The following is a 25,140-nucleotide window of genomic DNA, read 5'->3' on the forward strand; positions in this document are numbered from 1 at the left end:
GGGAACCATCCTGGCGTCCGGCGGCCCGCCCCGGGGCCGGTTCGCCCGGATCCGCACCTCGCGCGGTGACCCGTCCCGCGGGGGTGTGCGAGCATGGGGAGCGTAGGGGACGCGGGTGGCACACCCGGCCCACGGATATTCGGTCGCGAACAGGCCGCAGAAATCAATCGCCGTCCGGGAAATGAAACCGGACGGCCGTTGGTTGGCACTGGCGGCAGACCGTCGTCAAGACCGGGAGAAAGCAGATGACCGTCCAGGACGAGACCACCGTCGAGAGTGGCATCCTCCTCACCGATGCCGCCGCGGGCAAGGTCAAGGCCCTGCTGGAGCAGGAGGGCCGCGAGGACCTCGCGCTGCGCGTCGCCGTCCAGCCCGGTGGCTGCTCCGGCCTGCGTTACCAGCTGTTCTTCGACGAGCGCTCGCTCGACGGCGACGTGATCAAGGACTTCGACGGTGTCAAGGTCGTCACCGACCGGATGAGCGCCCCGTACCTGGGCGGCGCCACCGTCGACTTCGTCGACACCATCGAGAAGCAGGGCTTCACCATCGACAACCCGAACGCCACCGGCTCCTGCGCCTGCGGCGACTCGTTCAGCTAGGCCCGCTGCGGAAGGCGGCCCCGGGGATCACCCCGGGGCCGCCTTCTCGTTTCCCGCCCGCGCGGGGCCGCCCGGCGCCCGCGGGGGCGTCTACCGTCCGGCGACGTCCGGGCCGACCGGGTCCGGCCCCATGTGCGGGTCGCCCTCCAGCGGCAGCTCCTGGCCGCTGGTCCGGTCGACGACGGTCCGCCCGGCCAGCGGCGAGCGCAGGTCGGCCGAGACCGACTGCCGCTTGGCCAGCGCGTTGCACACCTGCCCGGGCTGGACGGTGGGCGGGCCCGGCACGACCAGCACGTCCACCCGGCCCGGCTGGGACTCGTCCGCCTTCAGCGTGTACGTGGTGCAGACCCCGCCGAAGAAGTAGACGGTCAGCTTGGTGGTGCCGTCCACCCGGTAGGCGACCGGCGGACGGACGGGCGCGCCCGAACCGTTCGGGTTCGGCTCGCCCACCGCGATCCCGTTGCCCGGGGGAGTGCCGGGGGCCGGCTGCCCGGGCGCGGGCGAGGCCGGGGTGGGCGTGAAGCCGCCCGGCGGTCGGTCCGGCTGCGCGGTGCCGGAGGAACTCCCGGTCGGCGCCGCCGAGGACGGGCTCGCGGAGTCCGTCGGGGCCTGCGGGGAGGCACTCCCCGAGGCCGACGCGGTGGGCGAGCCGCTCGCCGCGGCGTCCGAGGCGGGCTTGCCGCCCCCGCCGCAGCCGGCCACCGTCATCACCGCCGCCAGCGCCAGACCCGCCAGGGCCACCGCCCGCCGACCGCGCCGGGGCATCGTCTCCGGTTCCATCTGCACATCCTCCCGAGGGTTCAGCGGTGCCGCTTCCTCGCCGCTCCGCGCGGATGTGACGTGCTCCGGTCGGATCCGGTTCCGTACCGGTCGGATCCGTTCCGGCGCGGGCTCAGAAGCCGTACTCGGCCATCCCGGCCACCATCCGCTGCGCCCCGGACGGGACCCGGAAGCCGGTCGGCGCGGGGGTGGCGGGCTGCGGACCGGCCGCGAGCTGCGGCCAGAACCGGCGCAGCCGCCGGGAGGAGTCCACCAGGGCGTCGAGCGTCTCGCCGTCCTCGGTCCGCAGGACGGGCAGGGAGCAGTGGTCGGTCGTCATCGGGCATCGCTCCGATCCAGGGCCGTGGCCACGTTGCCACGGTCGACGGCGGGGCCCGCGCGCCGGGCCCCCACGGCCGACCCTAGGCAGGGGCCCGGCCGCCCACCAGTGCTACCGGGGGGTAGTACACGTTCGAGGACCACGGGTGCCACCATGGCCGTGCGGGCGGCAACTTGCGGCACTCTTGCCTGGGCGCTCCCCGGGGCCGGGTACCGTGGGTGGGTTCATCCCCGCCTGCCCGTTGGCCCCGCAGCCATCCTGAGGAGACCTTCCGTGCGTATCGCCGTTGCCGGCTCGATCGCCACCGACCACCTGATGACGTTCCCCGGCCGGTTCGCCGACCAGCTCGTCGCCGAGCAGCTGCACACCGTGTCGCTGTCCTTCCTGGTCGACACCCTGGACATCCGCCGCGGCGGCGTCGCGCCGAACATCACCTTCGGCATGGGTGTGCTCGGCCTGCGCCCGGTCCTGGTCGGCGCCGCCGGTGCGGACTTCGCCGAGTACCGCAGCTGGCTGGAGCGCAACAACGTGGACTGCGACTCCGTCCACATCTCCGAGACCCGGCACACCGCGCGCTTCATGTGCACCACGGACGAGGACCACAACCAGATCGCCTCGTTCTACACCGGTGCCATGGCCGAGGCCCGCAACATCGAGCTGAAGCCGATCGCCGACCGCGTCGGCGGCCTGGACCTCGTCCTGATCGGCGCCGACGACCCGCAGGGCATGGTCCGCCACACCCAGGAGTGCCGCACCCGCGGCTACGCCTTCGCCGCCGACCCCTCCCAGCAGCTGGCCCGCCTGGAGGGCGACGACATCCGCGAGATCGTGGACGGCGCCGCGTACCTCTTCACCAACGAGTACGAGGCCGCGCTGATCGAGAGCAAGACCGGCTGGGGCGCCGAGGAGCTGCTCACCCGCGTCGGCACCCGGATCACCACCCTGGGCAGCAAGGGCGTCCGGATCGAGCGCAAGGGCGAGGCGCCGATCCTGGTCGGCTGCGCCAAGGAGGAGGCCAAGGTCGACCCGACCGGCGTCGGCGACGCCTTCCGCGCCGGCTTCCTGGCCGGCCTGTCCTGGGACCTCGACCTGGAGCGCTCCGCCCAGCTCGGCTGCATGCTCGCCACCCTGGTGATCGAGACCGTCGGCACCCAGGAGTACGAGCTGCGCCCGGCCGCCTTCCTGAAGCGCTTCGAGGAGGCCTACGGCGCCGAGGCGGTCGCCGAGATCAGCGCGCACCTGGTCAAGTAGTCCGCCCCGCTCAGGAGCGACGCAGCACGAGGTAGGCCGAGCCCCGGTCGCCGCCGTACTCGGCGGCCGGGGCCTCGCCCGCGTACTCCTGCCCGCGCATCCCGCACCAGGCCGGGATGTCCAGCCGGGCCGCCTCGTCGTCCGCCAGCACCGCGACCGTGCCGCCCCGCGGCACCTCGCCGATCCGCTTCGCCAGCTCGATCACCGGCAGCGGGCAGCGCTTGCCCAGCGCGTCGATGACCAGCAGCGACTCCCGGGCCGCCGGTTCGGGTGCGGCCGCCGGCTCGGGCGCCGGCAGGTCCAGCCCGAGCGGCGCCCGGACGCCGGCCACCAGGTCCGGCAGCACCGCGAGGAAGCGCTCCACGTCGGCCTCGGCCGTCCCGTACGGCAGCGAGACCCGCACGTTCCCCTCGGTGAGCACGCCCATCGCCGCCAGCACGTGGCTGGGCGTCAGCGTGGACGAGGTGCAGGAGGAGCCGGAGGAGACCGCGAAGCCCGCCCGGTCCAGCTCGGTCAGCAGCACCTCCCCGTCCACGTACAGGCAGGAGAAGGTGACGATGTGCGGCAGCCGCCGCACCGGGTCGCCGACCACCTCGACCTCGGGCACCAGCTGCGGCACCCGGGTGCGGATCCGCTCCACCAGCGCGTGCAGCCGGGCGTTCTCCCGCTCGGCCTCGGCGCGTACGGCGCGCAGCGAGGCGGCCGCGGCCACGATCGCGGGGACGTTGACGTAGCCGGGCACCCGGCCGCCCTCGCGCTCGTCGGCGGGCAGCGGCGAGGCGTACCGGACGCCCTTGCGCACGGCCAGCACCCCGACCCCGGGCGGGCCGCCCCACTTGTGGGCGCTCGCGGTCAGCAGCGACCAGCCCGCCGGGACGTCCACCCGCCCGGCGCTCTGCGCCGCGTCCACCAGCAGCGGGACGCCGGCCGCGGCGCACAGCTCGGCGACCTCGCCGACCGGCTGCACCGTGCCGACCTCGTGGTTGGCGCTCTGCAGCGCGGCCAACGCGGTGTCCGGGCGCAGCAGCGCGCCGAAGGCCGCCGGGTCGGCCCGGCCGCCGCGGTCCACCGGCGCCACCGAGACCTCGCCCCCGCCCGCCAGGTGGCGTTCCGCGACGTGCAGCACGCTGGAGTGCTCCACCGCGGAGTGCGTGAAGTGGCGGCCGCGCCGCCGGTTCCCGGTCAGCGCGCCCAGCAGGCCGAGTTGGACGGCCTGGGTGCCGCTCGCGGTGAAGGCGATCTCGTCCGCCCGGGCACCCAGCACCGCGGCCACCGTCTCGCGGGCGGCGTCCAGCAGCATCCGGGCCTGTCGGCCGGAGCGGTAGAGCCGGGCCGGATCGGCCCAGCCCTCCTCCAGGGCGGCGGTCAGCGCCTGCCGCGCGACGGGGTGCAGAGGGGCCGTCGAGGCCGCGTCGAAGTACACGGTGACATTTAACGACACACCCGGCCGGTGTCCGGGGCCCCTCGCGCGGCTCACCCGCCGTCAGTCGATCATCCCGAATGTCCGCTTCGTCCGCGTCCGACGGGCCGTCACGGACGTCGTCCGAGGTCATCCCCCGATCGGGCGTACGGACCTCGAATGCCTACGATGACCTGCGACGCAGCCCCCGCCGGGCCTGATCGGGCTAGCGGGCGGCGCGTTACCGGGGGCTGCCCGTCAGGAGCGCATAAGGCTGGAGTAGGGTTTGGCCCGCATAAGCATTCAAACCGTGCCCGTGGACGGGTCGCCGGGGAGGCTCACACTCCTCCCCGGGGCGACGCGAAGGCGGGCGAGACTTCGGGAAGGCGCTACGTGAGTCCCAACGGCTCCGACCGCTCGCCGCGGCGCACGATGCGGCGGAAGCTGCCTCAGGCGCTGGCACTGGGCCTCGTCATCGCGACCGCCACCGGCTGCTCGGCCAACGACCTCCCCAGGCTTGGCCTCCCGAGTCCCGTCACCCAGGAAGGGCCCTTGGTCCTCCAGATGTGGCAGGGCTCCTGGATCGCGGCGCTGGTGGTCGGCGTACTGATGTGGGGTCTGATCATCTGGAGTGTGATCTTCCACCGGCGCAAGCGCACCGGTGTGGAGATCCCTCCGCAGACCCGGTACAACGTGCCCATCGAGGCGCTCTACACCGCGGTCCCCATCATCATCGTCTCGGTCCTCTTCTACTTCGTCGCCCGCGACGAGGCGAAGCTGACCTCCACCTCCGAGAAGCCGCAGCACTACGTCAACGTGGTCGGTTTCCAGTGGAGCTGGGCGTTCAACTACGAGAACACCGAGACCCCCGACCCGGCCAACCGGGACGCCGCGTACGAGGTCGGTACGCCCAAGGACGCCCCGACGCTCTGGCTGCCGGTCAACGAGTCGGTTCAGTTCCGCCTCACCTCGCGTGACGTCATCCACGACTTCTGGCCCGTCAACTTCTTGATGAAGATGGACGTCGTGCCGGGCGTGGTGAACAAGTTCGAGGTCACGCCGACCGTCAAGGGCGAGTACATGGGCAAGTGCGCCGAGCTCTGCGGCGTCGACCACTCGCGCATGCTGTTCAACGTCAAGGTCGTCGACCGCGCCGACTACGACAAGCACCTGGCCGAGCTTCGCGCCAAGGGCCAGAACGGTGCGGTGCCCTCCGGCCTGATCACCATGGGAAGTGAAGAGAAGTGACAATCCTCAACGAGCCCGCCGCGGCCGGCGGGGGCGCCGAGGCCGTCACGGTCGGGGCGCAGCGGACCCGCAAGCCGGGTTCGACCATCATCAAGTGGTTGACCACCACTGACCACAAGACGATCGGCACGCTGTACCTGGGCACGTCGTTCGCCTTCTTCCTGATCGGTGGCATCCTCGCCCTGGTCATGCGTGCCGAGCTGGCTCGTCCCGGGACCCAGATCCTGTCGAACGAGCAGTTCAACCAGGCGTTCACGATGCACGGCACGATCATGCTGCTGATGTTCGCGACGCCGCTCTTCGCCGGCTTCGCGAACTGGATCATGCCGCTCCAGATCGGCGCCCCGGACGTGGCGTTCCCGCGTCTGAACATGTTCGCGTACTGGCTGTACCTCTTCGGCTCGACCATCGCGGTGGCGGGCTTCCTGACCCCGAACGGCGCCGCCAACTTCGGTTGGTTCGCCTACTCCCCGCTGTCCGACGCGGTGCACTCGCCCGGCATCGGCGGCGACATGTGGATCATGGGTCTGGCCTTCTCCGGCTTCGGCACGATCCTCGGCGCGGTCAACTTCATCACCACGATCATCTGCATGCGCGCTCCGGGCATGACGATGTTCCGGATGTCGATCTTCGTCTGGAACGTCCTGCTGACCTCGGTGCTGGTCCTGCTGGCCTTCCCGGTGCTGGCCGCCGCGCTGTTCGCCCTGGAGGCGGACCGCAAGTTCGGTGCCCACGTCTTCGACCCGGCCAACGGCGGGGCCCTGCTGTGGCAGCACCTCTTCTGGTTCTTCGGCCACCCCGAGGTGTACATCATCGCGCTGCCGTTCTTCGGCATCGTGTCGGAGATCATCCCGGTCTTCAGCCGCAAGCCGATGTTCGGTTACTCCGGTCTGGTCGCGGCCACCATCGCGATCGCCGGTCTGTCCGTGACGGTGTGGGCGCACCACATGTACGTCACCGGGCAGGTGTTGCTGCCGTTCTTCTCGTTCATGACCTTCCTGATCGCGGTCCCGACCGGTGTGAAGTTCTTCAACTGGGTCGGCACCATGTGGAAGGGCTCGCTGAGCTTCGAGACCCCGATGCTCTGGACGGTCGGCTTCCTGGTCACCTTCCTCTTCGGTGGTCTGACCGGTGTTCTGCTGGCCTCCCCGCCGATCGACTTCCACGTCTCGGACTCGTACTTCGTCGTCGCCCACTTCCACTACGTGGTCTTCGGCACCGTCGTGTTCGCGATGTTCGCCGGCTTCCACTTCTGGTGGCCGAAGATGACCGGCAAGATGCTGGACGAGCGCCTCGGCAGGATCACCTTCTGGACGCTGTTCTTCGGCTTCCACACCACCTTCCTGGTGCAGCACTGGCTCGGCGCGGAGGGCATGCCCCGCCGCTACGCCGACTACCTGAGCTCGGACGGCTTCACCACCCTGAACACCGTCTCGACCATCGGCTCCTTCGTGCTCGGCCTGTCGATCCTGCCGTTCCTCTACAACGTCTGGAAGACCGCCAAGTACGGCGAGAAGGTCACCGTGGACGACCCGTGGGGCTTCGGCCGCTCGCTGGAGTGGGCGACGTCCTGCCCGCCGCCGCGGCACAACTTCCTCACCCTCCCGCGGATCCGCTCCGAATCCCCGGCCTTCGACCTCCACCACCCGGAGATCGCCGCGCTGGACTACCTGGAGAACCACGGCGAGCCGGCCAAGCACCTCGCCGGTGTGACCCCGGCGAAGTACGACGCCCCGAAGCTGGGCAAGGGCAACAAGGAGGGTGACGCCTGATGAAGGAACAGGGAAAGATCTTCCTGGGCCTGTCGGTCTTCGTGCTGGCCATGGCCGTGACCTACGGCCTGTGGACCAACCACTCGGACAAGGGCATCGAGGCGGCCGGTACCACCGCGCTGTTCCTGGCCTTCGGCCTGTGCGCCTTCATCGGGTACTACCTCGCCTTCACCGCCCGCCGGGTGGACAGCGGCGCGGGTGACAACCCCGAGGCCGAGGTCGCGGACGACTCCGGCGAGCTGGGCTTCTTCGCCCCGCACAGCTGGCAGCCGCTCTCGCTGGCGCTCGGTGGCGCGCTCGCCTTCCTGGGCGTGATCTTCGGCTGGTGGCTGATGTTCTGGGCCGCCCCGATCATCATGATCGGCATCTTCGGATGGGTCTTCGAGTTCTACCGGGGCGAGAACCAGAACCAGTAGGTTCCCGCCTCCGGCACCAGGGCCGGTCCTCCCGCACGGGGGGACCGGCCCTGCTGCGTCCCCCGGCGTTGCCGCGTTCCCCGGTCCTGCTGCGTCCCCGGGATGACGGCCTCACTCCGGTGGGTGAACGGGAAGTCCCTCGAATGTCGCTTCACCGGGGGGCGTTCCTACGATCTGATCAATCGTGCGAACCCTCGGAGGCGGTCATGGCCGACAGGCGTGGAATCGCAGCTCTAGGCGGCATCTCGCTGGCCCTCGCAGTGCTGGCCCCGCTGGCCGCCTGCACGGCCGGGGGCGACGAGCCCGCCGGGCCGCACCGGATCGACGCGGCCCCGCTGGTCCACCTCTCGGCGGACGGCAAGGCCGATCCCGCCCAGCCGGTCACCGTGAGCGCCGTCCAGGGCAGCACGCTCACCGACGTCACCGTGGTCGGCCCGGACGGCCGGGTGGTCGCCGGGAAGCTCGCGGAGGACCAGCGCAGCTGGCAGACCACCGGCCGGCTGAAGGCCTCGACCGCGTACACGGTGCGGATCTCCGCCGACGACGGCAGGGGCGGCCGCGGCGACACCACCGCGAGCTTCAGCACCGTCGCCGCCCAGCGCGTGCTGACCGCCAAGCTCGGCCCGGACTCCTCCGGCACCGGCGTCTACGGGGTGGGCCAGCCGCTCACCGTGCAACTCTCCGAGGCGGTGACGGACCCGCAGGCCCGCCAGGAGGTCGAGCGGGCCCTGACGGTCGGCTCCCAGCCCGTCGTCACCGGGGCCTGGTACTGGGTGGACGACAAGAACCTGCACTTCCGCCCGGAGGCCTACTGGCCGGCCGGCACGGCCGTCTCGCTGGCCTTCGACGGCACCGGCACCCGGATCGCGGACGGCCTCTACGGCGGTGACCGCAGCTCGCTGAAGCTGCGGATCGGCGAGCGGGTGGAGTCGGTGATCGACGCGGCCGCCCACGAGCTCACCCTGAAGCGCGACGGCGAGGTGCTGAAGACCATCCCGGTCACCACCGGCAAGCCCGGCTTCGACACCCGCAACGGCGTCAAGGTGGTGCTCGGCCAGGAGCGGTCGGTCCGGATGAACGGCGAGACCATCGGCATAGCCGCTGGCAGCACGGAGTCGTACGACCTCGACGTGAAGTGGGCCACCCGGGTGACCTGGAGCGGCGAGTACGTCCACGCGGCGCCCTGGTCGGTCGGCTCGCAGGGCATCGAGAACGTCAGCCACGGCTGCACCGGCATGAGCACCGGCAACGCCGAGTGGTTCTACCAGCACACCCGGGTCGGGGACCTGGTGACGGTGGTGAACAGCCGGGGCGGCGCGATGGAGTCCTTCGGCAACGGCTTCGGGGACTGGAACGTCGACTGGAAGGAGTGGGTCAAGCACAGCGCCTCAGGACAGCCCGTCAGCACCACCGCACCGCCCTCCCAGGCCCCCGCCGCGGGGATGATCCGCCCCGACCTCTGACGGGCCCCTCCCGGGCCCGTCAGCCCTCCGGGAAGGCCAGCCGCAGAGCGGTGTCCACGGCGGCCAGGGCGTCCGAGCGGGAGACGCCCAGGCGGCTCGCCCGGGCGGCGAACTCGGCGGCGGCCTCGGCGGTCAGCCGGTGGGCGGCGTCCCCGGTGGCGGCGATCAGCGTGCCGCGCCGGCCGTGGGTCTCCACCACGCCGTCCGCCTCCAGCTCGCGGTAGGCCCGGGCGACGGTGCCGGCGGCCAGCCCCAGCTCCTCGGCCAGGGCCCGGACGGTGGGCAGCCGCAGCCCGGTCGGCAGCTCGCCGGAGCGGGCCCGGTCGGCGATCTGGGTGCGGATCTGCTCGTACGGGGGAGTGGCCGAGGCGGGGTCGACGGACAGCTGCACAGGGGCTCCTGGTGGCGCGGCGGGCGGGTACGGGAAAGCCGCCGGACACGCCCGAGGGCCGCCGACCAGAAGAACTCTGGTCAGCGGCCCTCGGGGTGGCGCGGTGGCGCTTACGGGATCAGTGGTGGCCGTGGCCGCTGGTGATCTCGTGGTGCTCCTCGGCGGTCGGCTTGGGGATCTGGCTGCCCTCGCCGTAGAAGCCGCGGGAGAGCTTGGCCCGGGTGCGGGTGAGGACGCCGGCCTTGCGGGCCACGCCGTTCTCGTCCGTCTGGGCCGGCAGCTCGACCGGCTGGTTCTGGTCGTGCGCGGTGAGCTTGAACAGGTCCTTCTGCGGCAGCTGGGCGTGCACCTCGATGAACTCGCCGTGCGGCAGGCGCTTGATGACGCCCGTCTCGCGGCCGTGCAGCACCTTCTCCTTGTCACGGCGCTGGAGGCCGAGGCACCAGCGCTTGGTGATGATGAAGACGACGACCGGGACGACGAAGAAGCCGACGCGGACGAAGTAGGTGATCGAGTTGATCGACAGGTGCAGGTGGGTGGCGAACAGGTCGTTGCCACCACCCATCAGCAGCACCAGGTAGAGGCTGATCCAGGCGGCACCCAGGGCGGTGCGGACCGGAGCGTTGCGCGGGCGGTCCAGGATGTGGTGCTCGCGCTTGTCGCCGGTGATCCAGCTCTCGATGAACGGGTAGACCGCGATCGAGACCAGGACCAGCGGGAAGATCGCCAGCGGGATCATGACGCCCAGGTTGAGGGTGTGACCGCCCCAGACGCTGATCTCCCAGCCCGGCATGACACGGATCAGACCCTCGGAGAAGCCCATGTACCAGTCGGGCTGGGCGTCCGTGGAGACCTGGTCCGGACGGTACGGGCCGTACGCCCAGATCGGGTTGATCGTGGCGATCGCCGAGACGACGGCGATGAGGCCGAACACCAGGAAGAAGAAGCCACCGGCCTTGGCCATGTAGACCGGCATCAGCGGCATGCCGACGACGTTCTTCTCGGTCTTGCCCGGGCCCGCCCACTGGGTGTGCTTGTGGTAGAAGACCAGGATCAGGTGCGCCACCAGCAGGCCGAGCATGATGCCCGGGATCAGCAGCACGTGGATGGTGAAGAAGCGCGGCACGATGTCGTGGCCGGGGAACTCGCCCCCGAACAGGAACATCTGGACGTAGGTGCCGATCAGCGGGACGGCGAGGATCGCGCCTTCCATGAAGCGGATACCGGTGCCCGACAGCAGGTCGTCCGGCAGGGAGTAGCCGAAGAAGCCGTCGAACATGCCCAGGACCAGCAGCAGGAAGCCGAAGACCCAGTTGATCTCACGCGGCTTGCGGAACGCGCCGGTGAAGAACACGCGCATCATGTGCACGAGCATCGCGGCCACGAAGACCAGGGCGGCCCAGTGGTGGATCTGACGGATCAGCAGACCGCCGCGGACCTCGAAGCTGATGTCCACCGTGGAGGCGTAGGCCTCCGACATCGGGATGCCCTTGAGCGGCACGTACGAGCCGTCGTAGACGACCTCGGCCATCGAGGGCTTGAAGAACAGCGTCAGGTAGACGCCGGTCAGGATGATGATGACGAACGTGTAGAGGCAGATCTCGCCCAGCATGAAGGACCAGTGGTCCGGGAAGATCTTCCGCAGGTTGGCCTTGGCGAGGGAGTAGATCCCCAGCCGGCCGTCCGTCCAGTCAGCCGCGGCTTCCCACTTGTTGGCGGGCTTTTCACGCGTGCTGGAGGGCTTGGCGGCACCGGTCGTGGTGCTGCTCGCGCTACTCATCGAGCACGCTCCCAGTAGCTCGGGCCGACGGGCTCCGCGAAGTCGCCGGTGGCGACCAGGTTGCCCTTCTCGTCAGTGATGATCTTCAGCTGCGGCAGCGGGTGACCGGCCGGGCCGAAGATGACGCGGGCGCCGTCCGCCAGGTCGAAGGTCGACTGGTGGCAGGGGCAGAGCGCGTGGTGGGTCTGCTGCTCGTACAGGCTGATCGGGCAGCCGACGTGGGTGCAGATCTTGGAGTAGGCGAGGATGCCCTCGAAGCCGAGCTCCTTGGACTTCTCGTCCTTGATGTCCTCGGGCGCGATGCGGACCAGCATCAGGGCGTCCTTGGCGATCCGCTGCTGGAAGTCCTCGCTGTGCGTGGACAGGCCCTCCGGCATGGCGAAGGTGAGCGAGCCGATGACGATGTCCTCGGGCTTCATCGGCTGCAGCGTGTTCATGTTGATCAGCGGCAGCGGCTTGGCCTCGGTCGCCTCCTTCCAACCGGTCTCCTTGAGCTTCTTCTCGGGAAGCGGGCCAAGGTCACGGAGCAGGACCACGCCGGAGAGCGGGACCAGCGCCATGGAGCCGATCAGGGTGTTGCGGATCATCTTGCGGCGGCCGAAGCCGGACTCGGCGGCGCCGGTCTTGAACTGCTCGATGACGTCCGCGCGGACCTCGTCGGACGCCTCGATCGGGTGACGCTCGGCCGGCAGCTCGACGTCCGACATCAGGGTGCGGGCCCAGTGGACCGCGCCCGCGCCGATCATGAACAGCGCGATACCCAGGGTCAGGCCGAGCGCGAAGTTCAGCGCGCTGACGTGACCGAGCGGGAAGATGTAGACGATCTTGTCCGGGTCGATGGCCACGTACGAGGCGATGAAGCCCACGGTGGCGAGCATCGAGATCACGAACATCAGCGAGACCTGGCGCTCGGCGCGCTGGGCGGCCCGCTCGTCGATGTCGGTGCGCCGGGGCTCGTGGGCCGGCAGGCCCGGGTCGGCGAACGGGCTGCCGTGGTCGGCCACCTCGCCGGCGGAGCCGTGCGGCTCCGGGAGCTTCTCTTCTGACATGTCGTGGCTCATGACTTCTTGGCCTTGGTGGTGTGGGCGGCGACCCAGATCGCGACCGCGATGAGCGTGCCGAGGCCGAAGATCCAGCCGAACAGACCCTCGGTCACCGGACCGAGGCTGCCCAGGGTGAGACCGCCGGGGTTGGGCTCATCGTTGGTGGTGTGGCGGACGAAGGCCACGATCTGCTTCTTCTGCTCCTCGGGCATGGTGGTGTCCGGGAACGACGGCATGTTCTGCGGGCCGGTCTGCATGGCCTCGTAGATGTGCTTGGCGTCCACGCCCTCGAGCGACGGGGCGTACTTGCCCTTGGTCAGGGCACCACCCTGGCCGGCGAAGTTGTGGCACTGGGCGCAGTTGGTGCGGAACAGCTCGCCACCCTTGGAGATGTCCTCGGGGTTGGTCGAGGTGAACTGCTCCTCCGTCGGGGTCACCGGGCCGGGACCGAGGGAGGCGACGTAGGCGGCGAGCTGGTCGATCTCGGCCTGCGAGTAGATGTTCTTCTTGCGCGGGACCTGGGCGCCGGGCTGCTGGGCGGGCATGCGGCCGGTGCCGACCTGGAAGTCGACGGCGGCGGAGCCGACGCCGACCAGGCTCGGACCGTCACTGCTGCCCTGGCCGTTCATGCCGTGGCAGGAGGAGCAGCCGACGGCGAAGAGCTTCTTGCCCTCATCGATCGCGAGCGACTGCGCGGCGACGTCGGCCTGCGCCTTGTCGGCGGGCGCGAACGCGGCGTACAGCCCCCCGGTTGCCGCCAGGGCGAGAAGTAGGACGACCAGCGCCGCCAATGGGTGGCGCCGTCGTGCGGAGAGCTTTTTCACGGAATAACCCCGGTGTCAGGATCTGGTCGACTGGTGGGTGCACCCGGCGGCCGGTCTGGCCGGCACGAGGCTGCCTGTCTAGGGCTGCGCGCGCGGTCGGTCGGTGGGAGCGTCGGCACCGGCAGAAGCGGCCCGTCGCCGGTGAGGGCGGGGGCCGCAGCCGGTGGCCAGCGACCTGATCAGCTGGTTACTTGATCAGGTAGATGGTCGCGAACAGGCCGATCCACACGACGTCGACGAAGTGCCAGTAGTACGACACGACGATCGCCGCGGTGGCCTGCTCGTGCGTGAAGCGCTTGGCTGCGTACGTCCGTCCCAGGACCAGCAGGAAGGCGATCAGACCACCCGTCACGTGCAGCCCGTGGAAGCCGGTGGTCAGGTAGAACACCGTGCCGTACGGGTCGGAGGACAGCGACAGGCCGTCCTTCTTGACCAGCTCGGTGTACTCGAAGACCTGGCCGCCGATGAAGACCGCGCCCATGGCGAACGTGAGGATGAACCACGCCCGGAGCTTCTTCACGTCACCGCGCTCGGCAGCGAACACGCCGAGCTGGCAGGTGAGCGAGGAGAGCACCAGGATCGTGGTGTTGACCGAGGAGAAGGGCACGTTGAGGGCGTGGGCCTTCTCGGTCCAGAACTCCGGCCCCTTGACGGAGCGGAGCGTGAAGTACATCGCGAAGAGGGCCGCGAAGAACATCAACTCGGAACTGAGCCAGACGATCGTTCCGACGCTGACCATGTTCGGCCGGTTGACCGATCCGTGCGCGTGCCCGGTTTCTACTGCTGTTGCTGTCGCCACGACGGACATTATGTCGGTCCCTTATTCCGTCTTCACGTCGGGGGGTGTCCCTCGGAGTGTCCGGTGCGTGCGGTATGCCCCCTTGGGGGGTGCCGGGGTGCCCGGACGGGGGTTGAGCAGCGGCGTGTCCCTTTTCTGATGGTTCCTCGGAGGGGCCTGCGACCCCGTTGCCCGGCGCGTCGCTGCACGGTCGGACCAGCCGTGGGAGGTAAGGGGACGGGCCCGGGGTCGGCCGTACGGGTGGACTGGACGGGATCGGGTGACGGGCCGTCCTCCGGGCGGGTGAGCCCGGGGCGCGGCGGCTCGGGACGGATCGTGCGCGAGGGGGACTCGGCGGAGGGTGATCGGGAGTAGCATCCGGATCAGGCGAACGTGGTCCGGATCACACTTGAGGGAGCAGGGCCCATGGCGTACACGACCGATGAGACGCTCACCGTCCTCGTCTACAGCGACGACCGCAACACCCGCGAGCAGGTGCTGACGGCGCTCGGCCGTCGGCCCGCCGAGGATCTTCCGGAACTGTCCTACCTGGAGTGCGCGACCACCCCCGCGGTGCTCAAGGCACTGGAGAAGGGGGGCGTGGACCTCTGCGTGCTGGACGGCGAGGCCGTTCCGGCCGGGGGGCTGGGGCTCGGGCGCCAGCTCAAGGACGAGATCTACGGCTGCCCGCCGGTGCTGGTGCTGATCGGCCGGCCGCAGGACTCCTGGCTCGCCGCCTGGAGCCGGGCGGACGCCGCCATCTCCCGCCCGGTGGAGCCGGTGGCGCTGGCCGGGGCGGTCGCCACCCTGCTGCGGGCGCGGCTGGCGAAGCGGACTCCGGTCGTCCGCTGAATTCCCCCCCGGTAACTGGAAAAGAGAGGGGTAGAAGCGGCCGCTTCGCTCGATAGGCTGGCTCCATCCGTACGGACGTCCCCCCGGAGCGGGGAACCGACAAACAGCTGGAGTCAGCCATGGTGAACGTGAACCCTGCGAACGGCGGTAGCGACCCCGCGCAGGTGATCCGCACCTGGCCGGACCTCCTGGCCGCGCTGTTGCAGGGGGAGGACCTCGACCGCGCGTCCACCGCGTGGGCGATGGACCGGATCATGAGCGGCGAGGCGTCCCCCGTGCAGGTGGCCGGGTTCATGATCGCGCTGCGGGCCAAGGGCGAGTCGGTCGAGGAGATCGCCGGCCTGGTCGACGCGATGTACGAGCACGCCGAGCCGCTGGAGATCCCCGGACCGGCGGTGGACATCGTCGGCACCGGCGGGGACCGGGCGAAGACCGTCAACATCTCCACCATGTCGGCGATCGTCGCGGCGGCCGCCGGCGCCAAGGTGGTCAAGCACGGCAACCGCTCGGCCTCCTCCAGCAGCGGCTCCTCGGACGTGCTGGAGAAGCTCGGGGTGGCGCTGGACCTCTCCTCGCAGCGGGTCGCCGAGGTGGCCGAGGAGGTCGGTCTCACCTTCTGCTTCGCGGCCAAGTTCCACCCCTCGATGCGGCACGCCGCCACCGCGCGGCGCGACCTCGGGGTGCCGACCTCCTTCAACATCCTCGGCCCGCTCACCAACCCGGCCAGGGTCACCGCGCACGCCATCGGCTGCTTCGACACCCGGCTGGCCGGGCTGATCGCCGGGGTGCTGGCCGAACGGGGCGCGACGGCGCTGGTCTTCCGCGGTGACGACGGGCTGGACGAGCTGACCATCACCACCACCTCGCAGGTCTGGCTGGTGCGCGACGGGGTGGTCACCGAGACCACCTTCGACCCGCGGGACGTCGGGATCGAGCTGGTCGGCATCGAGGCGCTGCGCGGGGCGGACGCCTCGTACAACGCCGAGGTCGCGCGGCGGCTGCTGGCGGGGGAGCACGGGCCGGTGCGGGACGCCGTCCTGCTGAACACGGCGGCGGCACTGGTCGCGCTGGACCTCGGCGAGGCGCCGCTCGCCGAGCAGCTTGCGGCCGGCATGGAGCGGGCCGCGGAGGCGATCGACTCCGGTGCCGCGCAGGACCTGCTGCGGCGCTGGTCGGAGGCCACCAGCCGGATCTGAGGCGGTAGTTGGGGAGCCCGTGCCGGAACGCCGGCACGGGCTCCCGCGCTGTCCGGATGCTGGATGCCCGTTTGACCACCCGATGGACGCGGCCTAGAGTCTTGGCCAGGTCATGAGTGACAGTGCGAAGCCCCAGCTGGCTGTCCGGCAACCCTCCGTCCGTGGCGGGGTGCCCTGGGTGAGGACCGGGTCGTCACGGCAAGCCGTCCGTGCGACAAGCGCGGACGCCCGACGACTAGCACTCCCGGGGTCCCTCACCCCTGAAGGAGTGCATCCTCATGTCCCCTCTCGCCACCACCGAGACCTGCGCCCCGCTCGCCGTCCTCGGCGCCGACGTCCAGGTCCCGCTCGCCAACGGTGAGAAGGTCGGCTACGCGGCGCTGGACTACGCGGCCAGCTCCCCGGCGCTCCAGCGGGTGTGGGACGACGTCGCCGCCTACGCGCCGTACTACGGCAGCGTCCACCGCGGGGCCGGGTACCTCTCCCAGCTGTCCACCGACCTGTTCGAGCAGAGCCGCCGCACCGTCGGCGAGTTCCTCGACCTGCGCGAGGGCGACCAGGTGGTCTTCACCCGGGCCACCACCGACTCGCTCAACCTGCTGGCCGCGGCCGTTCCGGCCGGCACCCGGGTGTTCGCCTTCGAGACCGAGCACCACGCCTCGCTGCTGCCCTGGGCGCACGCCGGACTGGGCGTCACCTACCTGCGGGCGCCGCGCTCCCGGGCCGAGGCGGTGGGCGCGCTGGACGCCGCCCTCGCCGGGGCGCCCGAGGGCCCCAAGCTGCTCTGCGTCACCGGCGCCTCCAACGTGACCGGCGAGCTGTGGCCGGTCGCCGAGCTGACCCGGACCGCGCACCGGCACGGCGCCCGGGTGGTGCTGGACGCCGCCCAGCTGGCGCCGCACCACCGGGTCTCGGTCCGCGAGCTGGACGTCGACTGGATCGCCTTCTCCGGCCACAAGATCTACGCGCCGTTCGGCGCCGGGGTGCTGGCCGGCCGGGCGGACTGGCTGGACGCGGCCGAGCCGTACCTGGCCGGCGGCGGGGCGACCCGGACGGTGGCCCGGGAGAGCGACGGCTCGGTGGCCGTGCAGTGGCACACCGGCCCGGCCCGGCACGAGGCCGGCTCGCCGAACGTCATCGGCGCCTACGCGATCGCCTCGGCCTGCCGGGCCCTGACCGAGGCCGGCTTCGACGCGCTGGAGGCCCGCGAGCAGCAGCTGATCGCCCGGCTGACGGCCGGGCTGGCGCAGATCCCGCAGGTCAAGGTGCTGAACCTGTTCGGCTCCGACTCCGCCCGGGTCGGCGTGCTGTCCTTCGTCGTCCGGGGCTGGAACAGCTCGCACTTCTCGGCCGCGCTGTCCGCCGAGTACGGCATCGGGGTGCGCGACGGCCTGTTCTGTGCCCACCCGCTGGTGCGCACGCTGCTCGGGGACGAGGACGTCGCCCCGTCCGAGTGCGGCGCGCCGGAGCCCTCGCTGCCGGGCGAGCGCAGCCTGAACGCGATCCGGGTGAGCTTCGGCGCCGGGACGCCGGACGAGCACGTCGACCGCTTCCTGACCGCCGTCCGGGAGCTGGTCACGGACGGGGCGGCCTGGAACTACCGTAACGAGGGCGGTCGCTGCGTCGCGACCGTGCAGATCGACCGGGGCCGGCGCGAGGGCTGAGCGCTACTCGTCCAGGCCCAGGGCGAAGGCGGCTTCCAGGTCGTGCTGGGAGTAGGTGCGGAAGGCGATCTGGGTCTCGGTGTGGGCCACGCCCGGGACCTTGTTGAGCCGGCCCGGGATGACCTCGGCCAGGTCGTCGTGCCGGCGCACCCGCACCATCGCCACCAGGTTGTAGCCCCCGGTCACCGAGTAGACCTCGCTGACGCCGTCGATGGCGGCGATGGATTCGGCGATCTCCGGGATGCGGTCGACACTGGTCTTGATCAGGACGATGGCGGTGATCACAGTTCGGGCTCCTTTGTGGGGTGCCGCCAGCGTATCGGGCGTCGGCCGGGTCGTCGCGGGGGGTGGCGAACCACGGTGCAGGCGTAGAGGAACCCGGCCGAGAAGCCGATCACGTGGACCAGGTACGCCACCCCGGGCCCGGCCGAGTGCACCGACCACCACTGCAGGGCGAACCAGAGGCCGAGCACCAGCCAGGCGGGGAACCGCAGCGGCAGGAAGAGCAGCAGCGGGACGAGGGTGGTGACCCGGGCCCGGGGGTGGAGGCGCAGATAGGCGCCGAGCGCGGCGGCGATCGCCCCGGAGGCCCCGATGAGCACCCGGGTGGAGTTCGGCGAGTGCGCCTCGGCGAGCGCGAAGCCGTACGTGGTCAGGCTGCCGGCGGCCAGGTAGAAGACGGCGTACCGGGCCCGGCCCAGCCGCCGTTCGACGGTGGGGCCGAAGACCTGGAGGAAGAGCAGGTTCCCCAGCAGGTGCAGCCAGCCGGCGTGCAGGAAGAGGCCGGTGAGGACGGACAGGGCCGGGTGCTTGCCCGGGGTCGGGGCGGCCGGGCAGCCGGGGACCGGGTCGGGGGCCTCGGCCAGCTGCGCGGCGGTCAGCGGCCGCCCGGCCAGCACCTCGGCCGGGACGGCGCCCCAGCGCTGCTCGTACCGCTGCTCCGCGCAGACCCGGGCCCGGCCGGTGCCGTACAGCGGGTTGAGCCCGGCGGCCGGGCCGAGCAGGAAGACCAGGGTGTTGAGTGCGATCAGGGCGTAGCTGACCGCCGGGACGGTCGCGGCCGGGCGGCCGCCCCGGGCGGCGGTGTCGTCGGGGACCGCGAGCGCCATGCGGCCAAGCATCCCTCCGGGCGCCGCAGGTGACACGGCGGTTTACGGCAGGTGGACCAGTCCGGGTGTTCGGGCAACCGGTGGCCGCGATGGTTGCCCCAGGCAATAGGCTTGGGGCGGGCATTCCCGCCTCCCGCCGCCGATGCCGGGGCTCCGGGGGGAGCGCCTAGCCCACGAAGGGACCACCCGAGAGGACCCCCGATGACCGTCCCCGCCCTGACCGCCGAGACGCGCTGGCGCTGCACCCTGTGCGGCAACCTCACCCGCTTCGACGTGACCCGCACCGCGCGGGTGACCGAGTTCCTGCACTTCGACCTGGCCGGCGAGTCCAGGGTCGAGGAGACCGAGGTGCTGAGCGAGACCATCGAGTCGGTGCGCTGCCGCTGGTGCAACGCGGTGGACCAGGTCGAGCTGGTGGCCCGCCCGGGTGCCGAGGGGGCGCAGGCCCCCACCGAGCAGGGCTGATCCCACCCGCCGCGGCGGGTGGGTGCGCGGCGCACCCGCCCGCGCCGCACGGGACAATGCAGAAACAAGACGCACGGAGCGTGACGACAGGGGGAGGTCGCGGCCGTGCCCCGCTGGACCAGGATCGGAGCCGAGGACGTGGTGGACGCAGCGAAGGAGCCCGGCGAAGCCCAGGGGCTTCAGCCCGCTGCGGCCGAGGCCCGGGCCGGGGCGGCGGCCGAGGCGGCGAACGACTCCTCCGAGCCCGCGGCGGAGCACGCCGTCGAGAAGCTCGACCGGCCGCTGCCCGAGGGCGTGCGCCGACGCGTGGTCGGGCTGGCCTCGGACGCGCTCGGCGGGCTGCCGGCGGGCGAGCTCCCGCAGAGCCTGCGTCAGTACGTGAAGTTCACGCCGGCGCGGCGGGCCAAGTACGCGGCCACCGCGCTGGCGGCGGCCCTGGAGGCGGAGCCGGCCTTCCGGGTACGGATAGCGGAGCGGCTGCGCCTCGGGCAGCCGGACCTGGTGAAGGCGCTGGAGTCGGGCACCGTCCCGAGCGCCGCCGATCCGATGGACGTCGCGGCCGCCGCCTACCTGGTGCGTTCGGCGGGCTGGAGCCGACTGGTGGCCGAGGCCGGCGAGGAGGCCGAGCGGGCCGGCGCCGAGGACGCGGCCGCGGAGTCGGCCCGGCTGGTGGAGAAGCTGCACGCCGAGCTGGCCGAGGTGCGGGCCTCCGCGCGGGCGGACGTGGACCGGCAGCGGGCCGAGTCGGACGGCGTCCGCAAGGAGGCCGAGTCGCTGCGCAAGAAGATGCGGTCGCTGGAGAGCGACACCCGCCGGGCGCAGGCCGAGACCCGCCGGGTGGCCGGCGAGCTGGAAGCCCTGAAGGCGCAGACCGCGGCCGAGCGCGGTGCGGCCGAGACCGAGGCGCGCAGGCTCAGGCACCGGGTCTCGGAGCTGGAGAACGCGGTCGAGCAGGGCCGCCGGTCGGCCCGTGAGGGGCGCAGCGTCGAGGACATGCGGCTGCGGCTGCTGCTGGACACCGTGCTGCAGTCGGCCCAGGGGCTCCAGCGGGAGCTGGCGCTGCCGGTCTCCCAGATCCGCCCGGCGGACCTGGTGGAGGCGGTGGTGCCGGGGGCGGCCTCGCCCCACGACGTGGCCCGGCGCGGGCTGGCCGAGGACGATCCGGCGCTGCTGGACCAGCTGCTGGCGATCCCCCAGGTGCACCTGGTGGTGGACGGCTACAACGTGACCAAGACCGGTTATCCGACGCTGCCGCTGGAGCAGCAGCGGATCCGGTTGCTGGGCGGGCTGGCGATGCTGGCGCAGCGCACCCAGGCGGAGGTCACCTGCGTGTTCGACGGGCAGGACCTGGACGTCCCGGTGATCATGGCGCCGCCGCGCGGGGTCCGGGTGCGGTTCAGCCGGACCGGGGAGACGGCCGACGAGCTGATCCGCCGTCTGGTGCGGGCCGAGCCGCAGGGCCGTCCGGTGGTGGTGGTGTCCACCGACCGGGAGGTCGCGGACGGCGTGCGGAAGGCGGGCGCGCGCCCCGTGGCCTCGGTGCTGCTGCTGAACCGGCTGGCGCGCCCCTGACCTCGACCGGACGTGCGATGCCTGGTCAGGAGTGGTTCCGGGGTGGTGTGCGGGTCCCGTGTCGTCAGTGTGCGGACCGGAGTTCACACCTACGGGGGAGTGGCAAAACGGATAGATCTTCACTAGGGTCTGGCGTCAAACCTATTTTCCGGAATCTCATCCCATCAGGTGAGTCCGTTGGAAGAAGGAGCAGGACCCTTGGCCTCCCACCGCCGTCCCAAGCAGCCGAGCCGCGCGCGGATCTCCGTGCTCACCGCTGCTGCTGCGACCGCGGTCGCCCTCTCCGCGCAGGTGGCCGCGCACGCCGCGCCGCAGCCGAACAAAACGGACGTCAAAGCGCAGATCGACCAGCTCCAGGAGGAGCAGGAGCAGGCGGCGGAGAAGTACAACGGCGCCAAGGAGCGGGCCGACCAGCTGCGCAAGCAGGCCGACCAGCTGCAGGACCAGGTGGCCCGCAGCCAGGAGCAGATGACCCAGCTCCAGGGCGGTCTCGCCGAGGTGGCGGGCGAGCAGTACCGCACCGGCGGCATCGACCCGTCCGTCCAGCTGATGCTCACCTCCGACCCGTCCGGCTACCTGGAGAAGGCCTCCACCGTCCAGCAGGCCAGCAGCAGCCAGGCCGAGGCGCTCAAGGGGCTGCTGGACCAGCAGCGCCGGCTGGACCAGGAGAAGGTCGAGGCCTCCGCCGTGCTCGCCTCGCTGGACACCACCACCAAGGACCTGAACCAGGCCAAGGCGGACGTCAACACCAAGCTGAAGGCCGCCCAGGACCTGCTGAACTCGCTGAGCGCCACCGACCGCGCCGCGCTGAAGGCCCAGCAGGCGCAGGACGACCGCGCCTCCCGCGGCAGCGACCGGGTCGACCTCAGCAGCCTGCCGCCGGCCAGCGGCTACGCGGCCGTGGCGATGGCCAAGGCGATGAGCAAGCAGGGCTCGCCGTACGTGTGGGGCGCCACCGGCTCGACCACCTTCGACTGCTCGGGCCTGATGGTCTGGGCGTACGGGCAGGCGGGCGTCTCGCTGCCGCGCACCTCGCAGGAGCAGGGCCACTACGGCACCCGGGTGCCCTCGCTGGACCAGGCCCAGCCGGGCGACCTGGTGGTCTACGGCAACGACATGCACCACGTCGGGATGTACATCGGCAACGGCATGGTGGTCCACGCGCCGCACACCGGTGACGTGGTGAAGGTGATGAAGGCCGACGCGATGTCGATCAACACCATCCGCCGGGTCTGACGGCCCGACACGCCCGCGAGGCCCCTCCGGGGGCTGTGAAAAGCGCCACCCCTCGCGCGGGGGTGGCGTTCGGCTTTCCGCCCCTTCGCGGCCACATGCTGAGAACTGATCAGCCTTCTGTGTGCCAGTGGTCACCATCGGTCATTTTCACAGAAGAACTTGGGAAATCTTCGGTCTTTTTTCTGACAAGGATTTGAACGGATCACGGTTCAGTTACTAGGGTCGTGCCCTGAACCACCGCACTGTCGATCGCCCAGCCAGGGTGGCGGCGGTGGTTACCGTCGAGTTCGTGAGGCAGCGGGGCAGGTCGAAGCGACTGCCCGACAGGGGAGCCCAGTGGTTTGGGGGCGCTGCGGAGCGGAGCCGGGGAACCACGTTCCTCCGGGGTGAATCGACGCCAGGTCGGCCGATGGAACGGCCGTGAGGCGTCGTAGGGCATGCTTCCGGCCCGAACCCGTCAGCTCACCCGGTAGGCGGACGTAGGAAGAAGGAGTCCGCCTTCGTGGCGTCCCATCGTCGTCCCAAGCCCGCAGGCCGCGCCCGGGTCTCGATCCTGACCGGTGTCGCCGCGGCAGCCGTCGTCCTCTCCGCTCAAGGTGCCCACGCCGACCCGCAGCCGACCAAGGAACAGGTCAAGGGGCAGGTCGACCAGCTCAACGAGCAGGCCGAGATCGCGACCGAGAACTACAACGCGGCCCAGGCCAAGCAGCAGGAGCTGGAGAAGCAGGTCTCCGGCATGCAGGACCAGGTGGCCCGTCAGCAGGCCCAGGTCACCGAGCTCCAGGGCGGCCTGGCCGAGATCGCCGGCGAGCAGTACCGCAACGGGGGCATATCCCCGACCGTCCAGCTGATGTTCTCCTCCAGCCCGGACACCTTCCTCAGCCAGGCCGACGCGCTGAACCAGGCCGGCAGCACCCAGAAGGGTCAGCTGAAGGAGCTCCAGGAGCAGCAGCGCAAGCTCGACCAGGACCGCAACGAGGCCCAGGGCAAGCTCGCCGAGCTGGAGTCGACCACCCAGCAGCTGAAGGCCTCCAAGGAGGAGGTCCAGGGCAAGCTGAAGGCGGCCCAGGACCTGCTCAACACGCTGACCGAGCAGGAGCGCCAGGCGCTGCGCCAGGCCGAGGAGAAGGCCGCGGCCGACGCCAAGGCCAAGGCCGACGCCGCCCAGGCCCAGCAGCAGCAGGCCGACCGCGCCTCCCGCGACAACAGCCGCGGCGACCTCGCGACCGGCTCGTCCGGCTCGTCCGCCTCGACCGCCTCCTCCCCGGTGAAGGTGGCCCCGGGCAGCTCGCGCGGTGCCGCCGCGCTCTCGGCCGCCGCCTCCAAGATCGGCAGCCCGTACGTCTGGGGCGCCACCGGCCCGGGCTCCTTCGACTGCTCCGGCCTGATGGTCTGGGCGTTCAACCAGGCGGGCGTGTCGCTGCCGCGCACCTCGCAGGCGCAGGCCTCGGCCGGCACCCGGATCGGCTCGGACATCTCCCAGGCCCAGCCCGGCGACCTGCTGATCTTCTACACCGACGCCCACCACGTCGGCATCTACGCGGGCAATGGCCAGGTGCTGCACGCGCCCAAGCCGGGCGCGTCGGTGCGCTACGAGGCCGTCACCAACATGCCGCTGGCCTCCATCGTGCGGGTCTGATCACCGCTCGGACGCTTCCAGGCCCGGCCTCCCCCAGGGGAGGCCGGGCCTGCGGTTTTTCCTGCGGTTTTTCCCGAGGGCCGATCAAATGTCCGACAACAGCCTGAATATTCTGGTTGGCAGGGGTTTGGACTCGCTTGCCCTGACTCGCTAACGTCTGCCACCGGACTCCCGCTCGACGGCCGCCCGTCCCGGTGCGGCGGCGGGAGCCGCGCCGCAGGATTGGAGCCGCTGCCGCCATGCCCGTGCACCGCCGTTCCCAACTGCTCGCCCGGGCGCTGGTGCTGACCGCGGCCGCCGCCACCGCCCTGGGTGTGGCCGCCGGAGGCAGCGCCCAGGCCGCCCCCGGCAGCCCCGACCCGGGCGACCGCCAGGACGTCAAGACGCAGGTGGAACAGCTGTACGACGAGGCCGAGCAGGCGTCCGAGAAGGCCAACGCGGCGCAGGAGGCCCAGCGGCGGCTCCAGGGCGAGACCACGATCCTCCAGGGCGAGATCGCCGTGGCCCAGGACCAGCTCAACGGGCTGCGGGGCGACCTCGCGACGGTGGCCGGGGCCGAGTACCGCGGCGGCGGGATGACCCAGACCGCCCAGCTCATCCTCTCGCCCGACCCGGAGGGTTACCTGTCCCGCGCCCGCGCCCTGGGCCAGGCCGCCGCGCGCCAGCAGGAGACCCTGCACGAGCTGGTCGCCCGGCAGCGTCGGCTCGACCAGCGCCGGACCGAGGCGGCCGGCAAGCTCGACGAGCTGGACCGGACCCGCCGCTCGCTCGCCGACAGCAAGCAGCAGATCCAGCAGCGGCTGGCCAGCGCGCAGAAGCTGCTGAACGGTCTGGGCGCCGCCGAGCGGGCCCGGCTGACGGTCCAGGACGCCCGGGACGCCGAGCAGCGCGCCACCCGGGGCACCGACCGGCTGGACCTCGGCACCGCCCCGCCCGCCTCCGAGCGCGGGGCCGCCGCGCTGGCCGCCGCGGTGCGGATGATCGGCTCCCCGTACGTCTACGGGGCCACCGGCCCGCACGCGTTCGACTGCTCCGGTCTGATGTACTACAGCTGGCGGCAGGCCGGAGTGACCCTGCCGCGCACCTCGCAGGCCCAGGCGTACGCCGGGCAGCGGGTCAGCCTGTCCGAAGCGCGACCGGGAGACCTGGTGATCTTCTACCGGGACATGCACCACGTCGGCATGTACGCCGGCGGCGGCGTGATCGTGCACGCCCCCCGCCCGGGCGCCAAGGTCCGCTACGAGAGCGTCACCGCCATGCCGGTCTCCGGGGTGGTCCGGCTCTGAACGCCCCGCCGTCCGGCCCCGCCGACCCCACTGGCCCCGCCGGTACATCCGGCTCCCG

At 71.5% G+C, this 25,140-nt stretch carries 24 protein-coding genes and 2 riboswitches; of the genes, 14 read left to right on the top strand and 10 right to left on the bottom strand.

All coding sequences use genetic code 11. From position 1 onward, the window contains the following. Window positions 1–245: 245 nt before the first annotated feature. Window positions 246–599: an iron-sulfur cluster insertion protein ErpA gene (gene erpA / locus ACZ6EM_RS26985; RefSeq protein WP_359897039.1), complete on the top strand. Its 354-nt coding sequence runs from the start codon at window positions 246–248 to the stop codon at window positions 597–599. Between the two features lie 90 nt (window positions 600–689). Here the strand turns inward: erpA and ACZ6EM_RS26990 are convergent, their stop codons facing one another. Both ACZ6EM_RS26990 and ACZ6EM_RS26995 read right to left on the bottom strand, forming a co-directional pair. Beyond that, window positions 690–1,379: a hypothetical protein gene (locus ACZ6EM_RS26990; RefSeq protein ID WP_452179428.1), complete on the bottom strand. Its 690-nt coding sequence runs from the start codon at window positions 1,377–1,379 to the stop codon at window positions 690–692. A gap of 112 nt (window positions 1,380–1,491) precedes the next feature. Next, window positions 1,492–1,698 carry a hypothetical protein gene (locus ACZ6EM_RS26995; protein WP_465773423.1) on the bottom strand — a complete coding sequence of 69 codons (207 nt, stop codon included), beginning with the start codon at window positions 1,696–1,698 and terminating at the stop codon, window positions 1,492–1,494. Window positions 1,699–1,971: 273 nt separating this feature from the next. Here ACZ6EM_RS26995 and ACZ6EM_RS27000 point away from each other — a divergent pair, with 273 nt between their 5' ends. Then, entirely contained in the window at window positions 1,972–2,949 is a 978-nt protein-coding gene (locus ACZ6EM_RS27000; RefSeq protein WP_380635129.1) for a carbohydrate kinase family protein, read from the top strand. 10 nt (window positions 2,950–2,959) lie between these two features. Here the strand turns inward: ACZ6EM_RS27000 and ACZ6EM_RS27005 are convergent, their stop codons facing one another. Then, window positions 2,960–4,372, bottom strand: coding sequence for an aminotransferase class V-fold PLP-dependent enzyme (locus ACZ6EM_RS27005; RefSeq protein ID WP_465773424.1), 1,413 nt, complete (start codon window positions 4,370–4,372; stop codon window positions 2,960–2,962). Window positions 4,373–4,741: 369 nt separating this feature from the next. Here ACZ6EM_RS27005 and ctaC point away from each other — a divergent pair, with 369 nt between their 5' ends. From ctaC to ACZ6EM_RS27025, 4 genes are all read left to right on the top strand, one after another. Continuing rightward, complete coding sequence (gene ctaC / locus ACZ6EM_RS27010; protein WP_380545991.1) at window positions 4,742–5,596, top strand: aa3-type cytochrome oxidase subunit II; 855 nt, start codon at window positions 4,742–4,744, stop codon at window positions 5,594–5,596. Next, window positions 5,593–7,368 (top strand): aa3-type cytochrome oxidase subunit I, encoded by a 1,776-nt coding sequence (gene ctaD, locus ACZ6EM_RS27015; protein WP_380545989.1) that lies wholly within the window; start codon window positions 5,593–5,595, stop codon window positions 7,366–7,368. Before ctaC ends, ctaD begins: the two co-directional genes overlap by 4 nt. Then, the gene (locus tag ACZ6EM_RS27020) at window positions 7,368–7,784 is read left to right on the top strand and encodes a cytochrome c oxidase subunit 4 (RefSeq protein WP_359897049.1); all 417 of its coding nucleotides are present in this window, start codon (window positions 7,368–7,370) and stop codon (window positions 7,782–7,784) included. Before ctaD ends, ACZ6EM_RS27020 begins: the two co-directional genes overlap by 1 nt. A 206-nt stretch (window positions 7,785–7,990) precedes the next feature. Beyond that, complete coding sequence (locus ACZ6EM_RS27025) at window positions 7,991–9,247, top strand: L,D-transpeptidase (RefSeq protein WP_401056290.1); 1,257 nt, start codon at window positions 7,991–7,993, stop codon at window positions 9,245–9,247. Window positions 9,248–9,266: 19 nt separating this feature from the next. Here the strand turns inward: ACZ6EM_RS27025 and ACZ6EM_RS27030 are convergent, their stop codons facing one another. The 5 genes from ACZ6EM_RS27030 to ctaE all read right to left on the bottom strand — a co-directional run bounded on the left by ACZ6EM_RS27030 (window position 9,267) and on the right by ctaE (window position 14,093). Continuing rightward, window positions 9,267–9,638: a GntR family transcriptional regulator gene (locus ACZ6EM_RS27030; protein WP_401052947.1), complete on the bottom strand. Its 372-nt coding sequence runs from the start codon at window positions 9,636–9,638 to the stop codon at window positions 9,267–9,269. 118 nt (window positions 9,639–9,756) lie between these two features. Beyond that, a complete protein-coding gene (gene qcrB, locus ACZ6EM_RS27035) occupies window positions 9,757–11,418 on the bottom strand; it encodes a cytochrome bc1 complex cytochrome b subunit (RefSeq protein ID WP_359897054.1) in 1,662 nt (553 codons plus the stop codon). Then, window positions 11,415–12,467, bottom strand: a complete 1,053-nt coding sequence (gene qcrA / locus ACZ6EM_RS27040; RefSeq protein WP_380545985.1) for a cytochrome bc1 complex Rieske iron-sulfur subunit — start codon at window positions 12,465–12,467, stop codon at window positions 11,415–11,417. The genes qcrB and qcrA overlap by 4 nt, the downstream gene beginning before the upstream one ends. 8 nt (window positions 12,468–12,475) lie before the next feature. Continuing rightward, window positions 12,476–13,285 carry a cytochrome bc1 complex diheme cytochrome c subunit gene (qcrC, locus tag ACZ6EM_RS27045; protein WP_359897057.1) on the bottom strand — a complete coding sequence of 270 codons (810 nt, stop codon included), beginning with the start codon at window positions 13,283–13,285 and terminating at the stop codon, window positions 12,476–12,478. A gap of 187 nt (window positions 13,286–13,472) precedes the next feature. After that, window positions 13,473–14,093, bottom strand: a complete 621-nt coding sequence (gene ctaE / locus ACZ6EM_RS27050; RefSeq protein WP_049651835.1) for an aa3-type cytochrome oxidase subunit III — start codon at window positions 14,091–14,093, stop codon at window positions 13,473–13,475. 396 nt (window positions 14,094–14,489) lie between these two features. Between ctaE and ACZ6EM_RS27055 the strand changes: the two genes are divergently transcribed. From ACZ6EM_RS27055 to ACZ6EM_RS27065, 3 genes are all read left to right on the top strand, one after another. After that, on the top strand, window positions 14,490–14,915 hold the full coding sequence (locus ACZ6EM_RS27055; protein ID WP_359897059.1) for a response regulator: 426 nt from the start codon (window positions 14,490–14,492) through the stop codon (window positions 14,913–14,915). 119 nt (window positions 14,916–15,034) lie between these two features. Beyond that, window positions 15,035–16,111, top strand: a complete 1,077-nt coding sequence (gene trpD / locus ACZ6EM_RS27060; protein ID WP_401055594.1) for an anthranilate phosphoribosyltransferase — start codon at window positions 15,035–15,037, stop codon at window positions 16,109–16,111. 108 nt (window positions 16,112–16,219) lie between these two features. Continuing rightward, window positions 16,220–16,338: riboswitch (SAM riboswitch) on the top strand. Window positions 16,339–16,389: 51 nt separating this feature from the next. Beyond that, on the top strand, window positions 16,390–17,775 hold the full coding sequence (locus tag ACZ6EM_RS27065; RefSeq protein ID WP_465773425.1) for an aminotransferase class V-fold PLP-dependent enzyme: 1,386 nt from the start codon (window positions 16,390–16,392) through the stop codon (window positions 17,773–17,775). Between the two features lie 3 nt (window positions 17,776–17,778). Here ACZ6EM_RS27065 and ACZ6EM_RS27070 read toward each other — a convergent pair whose 3' ends face one another. After that, the gene (locus ACZ6EM_RS27070; protein WP_049651832.1) at window positions 17,779–18,060 is read right to left on the bottom strand and encodes an Lrp/AsnC family transcriptional regulator; all 282 of its coding nucleotides are present in this window, start codon (window positions 18,058–18,060) and stop codon (window positions 17,779–17,781) included. After that, window positions 18,057–18,884 (bottom strand): rhomboid family intramembrane serine protease, encoded by an 828-nt coding sequence (locus ACZ6EM_RS27075; RefSeq protein WP_387689195.1) that lies wholly within the window; start codon window positions 18,882–18,884, stop codon window positions 18,057–18,059. Before ACZ6EM_RS27075 ends, ACZ6EM_RS27070 begins: the two co-directional genes overlap by 4 nt. 201 nt (window positions 18,885–19,085) lie before the next feature. Here ACZ6EM_RS27075 and ACZ6EM_RS27080 point away from each other — a divergent pair, with 201 nt between their 5' ends. The 5 genes from ACZ6EM_RS27080 (at window position 19,086) to ACZ6EM_RS27100 (ending at window position 25,082) form a co-directional block, all read left to right on the top strand. Further along, a complete protein-coding gene (locus ACZ6EM_RS27080) occupies window positions 19,086–19,349 on the top strand; it encodes a hypothetical protein (RefSeq protein WP_380545977.1) in 264 nt (87 codons plus the stop codon). 105 nt (window positions 19,350–19,454) lie between these two features. Beyond that, window positions 19,455–20,921, top strand: coding sequence for an NYN domain-containing protein (locus tag ACZ6EM_RS27085; protein WP_465773426.1), 1,467 nt, complete (start codon window positions 19,455–19,457; stop codon window positions 20,919–20,921). Window positions 20,922–21,119: 198 nt separating this feature from the next. Then, complete coding sequence (locus ACZ6EM_RS27090) at window positions 21,120–22,157, top strand: C40 family peptidase (RefSeq protein WP_359897070.1); 1,038 nt, start codon at window positions 21,120–21,122, stop codon at window positions 22,155–22,157. Window positions 22,158–22,495: 338 nt separating this feature from the next. Beyond that, a riboswitch (cyclic di-AMP (ydaO/yuaA leader) is annotated at window positions 22,496–22,649 on the top strand. Between the two features lie 10 nt (window positions 22,650–22,659). Continuing rightward, on the top strand, window positions 22,660–23,796 hold the full coding sequence (locus ACZ6EM_RS27095) for a C40 family peptidase (protein ID WP_401045190.1): 1,137 nt from the start codon (window positions 22,660–22,662) through the stop codon (window positions 23,794–23,796). 239 nt (window positions 23,797–24,035) lie between these two features. Further along, entirely contained in the window at window positions 24,036–25,082 is a 1,047-nt protein-coding gene (locus ACZ6EM_RS27100) for a C40 family peptidase (RefSeq protein WP_401045193.1), read from the top strand. The last annotated feature ends 58 nt before the right edge of the window (window positions 25,083–25,140 follow it).

The sequence above is a fragment of the Kitasatospora sp. NPDC041917 genome, assembly GCF_055589745.1.

Excerpts from the sequence above, each read along its gene's own strand:
- erpA (WP_359897039.1), top strand. The coding sequence starts at position 246 with ATGACCGTCCAGGACGAGACCACCGTCGAGAGTGGCATCCTCCTCACC.
- ACZ6EM_RS27080 (WP_380545977.1), top strand. The coding sequence starts at position 19,086 with ATGACCGTCCCCGCCCTGACCGCCGAGACGCGCTGGCGCTGCACCCTG.
- ACZ6EM_RS27055 (WP_359897059.1), top strand. The coding sequence starts at position 14,490 with ATGGCGTACACGACCGATGAGACGCTCACCGTCCTCGTCTACAGCGAC.
- qcrA (WP_380545985.1), bottom strand. The coding sequence starts at position 12,467 with ATGTCAGAAGAGAAGCTCCCGGAGCCGCACGGCTCCGCCGGCGAGGTG.
- ACZ6EM_RS26995 (WP_465773423.1), bottom strand. The coding sequence starts at position 1,698 with ATGACGACCGACCACTGCTCCCTGCCCGTCCTGCGGACCGAGGACGGC.
- ACZ6EM_RS27100 (WP_401045193.1), top strand. The coding sequence starts at position 24,036 with ATGCCCGTGCACCGCCGTTCCCAACTGCTCGCCCGGGCGCTGGTGCTG.
- ACZ6EM_RS27075 (WP_387689195.1), bottom strand. The coding sequence starts at position 18,884 with ATGGCGCTCGCGGTCCCCGACGACACCGCCGCCCGGGGCGGCCGCCCG.
- ctaE (WP_049651835.1), bottom strand. The coding sequence starts at position 14,093 with ATGTCCGTCGTGGCGACAGCAACAGCAGTAGAAACCGGGCACGCGCAC.
- ACZ6EM_RS26990 (WP_452179428.1), bottom strand. The coding sequence starts at position 1,379 with ATGGAACCGGAGACGATGCCCCGGCGCGGTCGGCGGGCGGTGGCCCTG.
- qcrB (WP_359897054.1), bottom strand. The coding sequence starts at position 11,418 with ATGAGTAGCGCGAGCAGCACCACGACCGGTGCCGCCAAGCCCTCCAGC.
- ACZ6EM_RS27020 (WP_359897049.1), top strand. The coding sequence starts at position 7,368 with ATGAAGGAACAGGGAAAGATCTTCCTGGGCCTGTCGGTCTTCGTGCTG.
- ACZ6EM_RS27065 (WP_465773425.1), top strand. The coding sequence starts at position 16,390 with ATGTCCCCTCTCGCCACCACCGAGACCTGCGCCCCGCTCGCCGTCCTC.
- trpD (WP_401055594.1), top strand. The coding sequence starts at position 15,035 with ATGGTGAACGTGAACCCTGCGAACGGCGGTAGCGACCCCGCGCAGGTG.
- ACZ6EM_RS27025 (WP_401056290.1), top strand. The coding sequence starts at position 7,991 with ATGGCCGACAGGCGTGGAATCGCAGCTCTAGGCGGCATCTCGCTGGCC.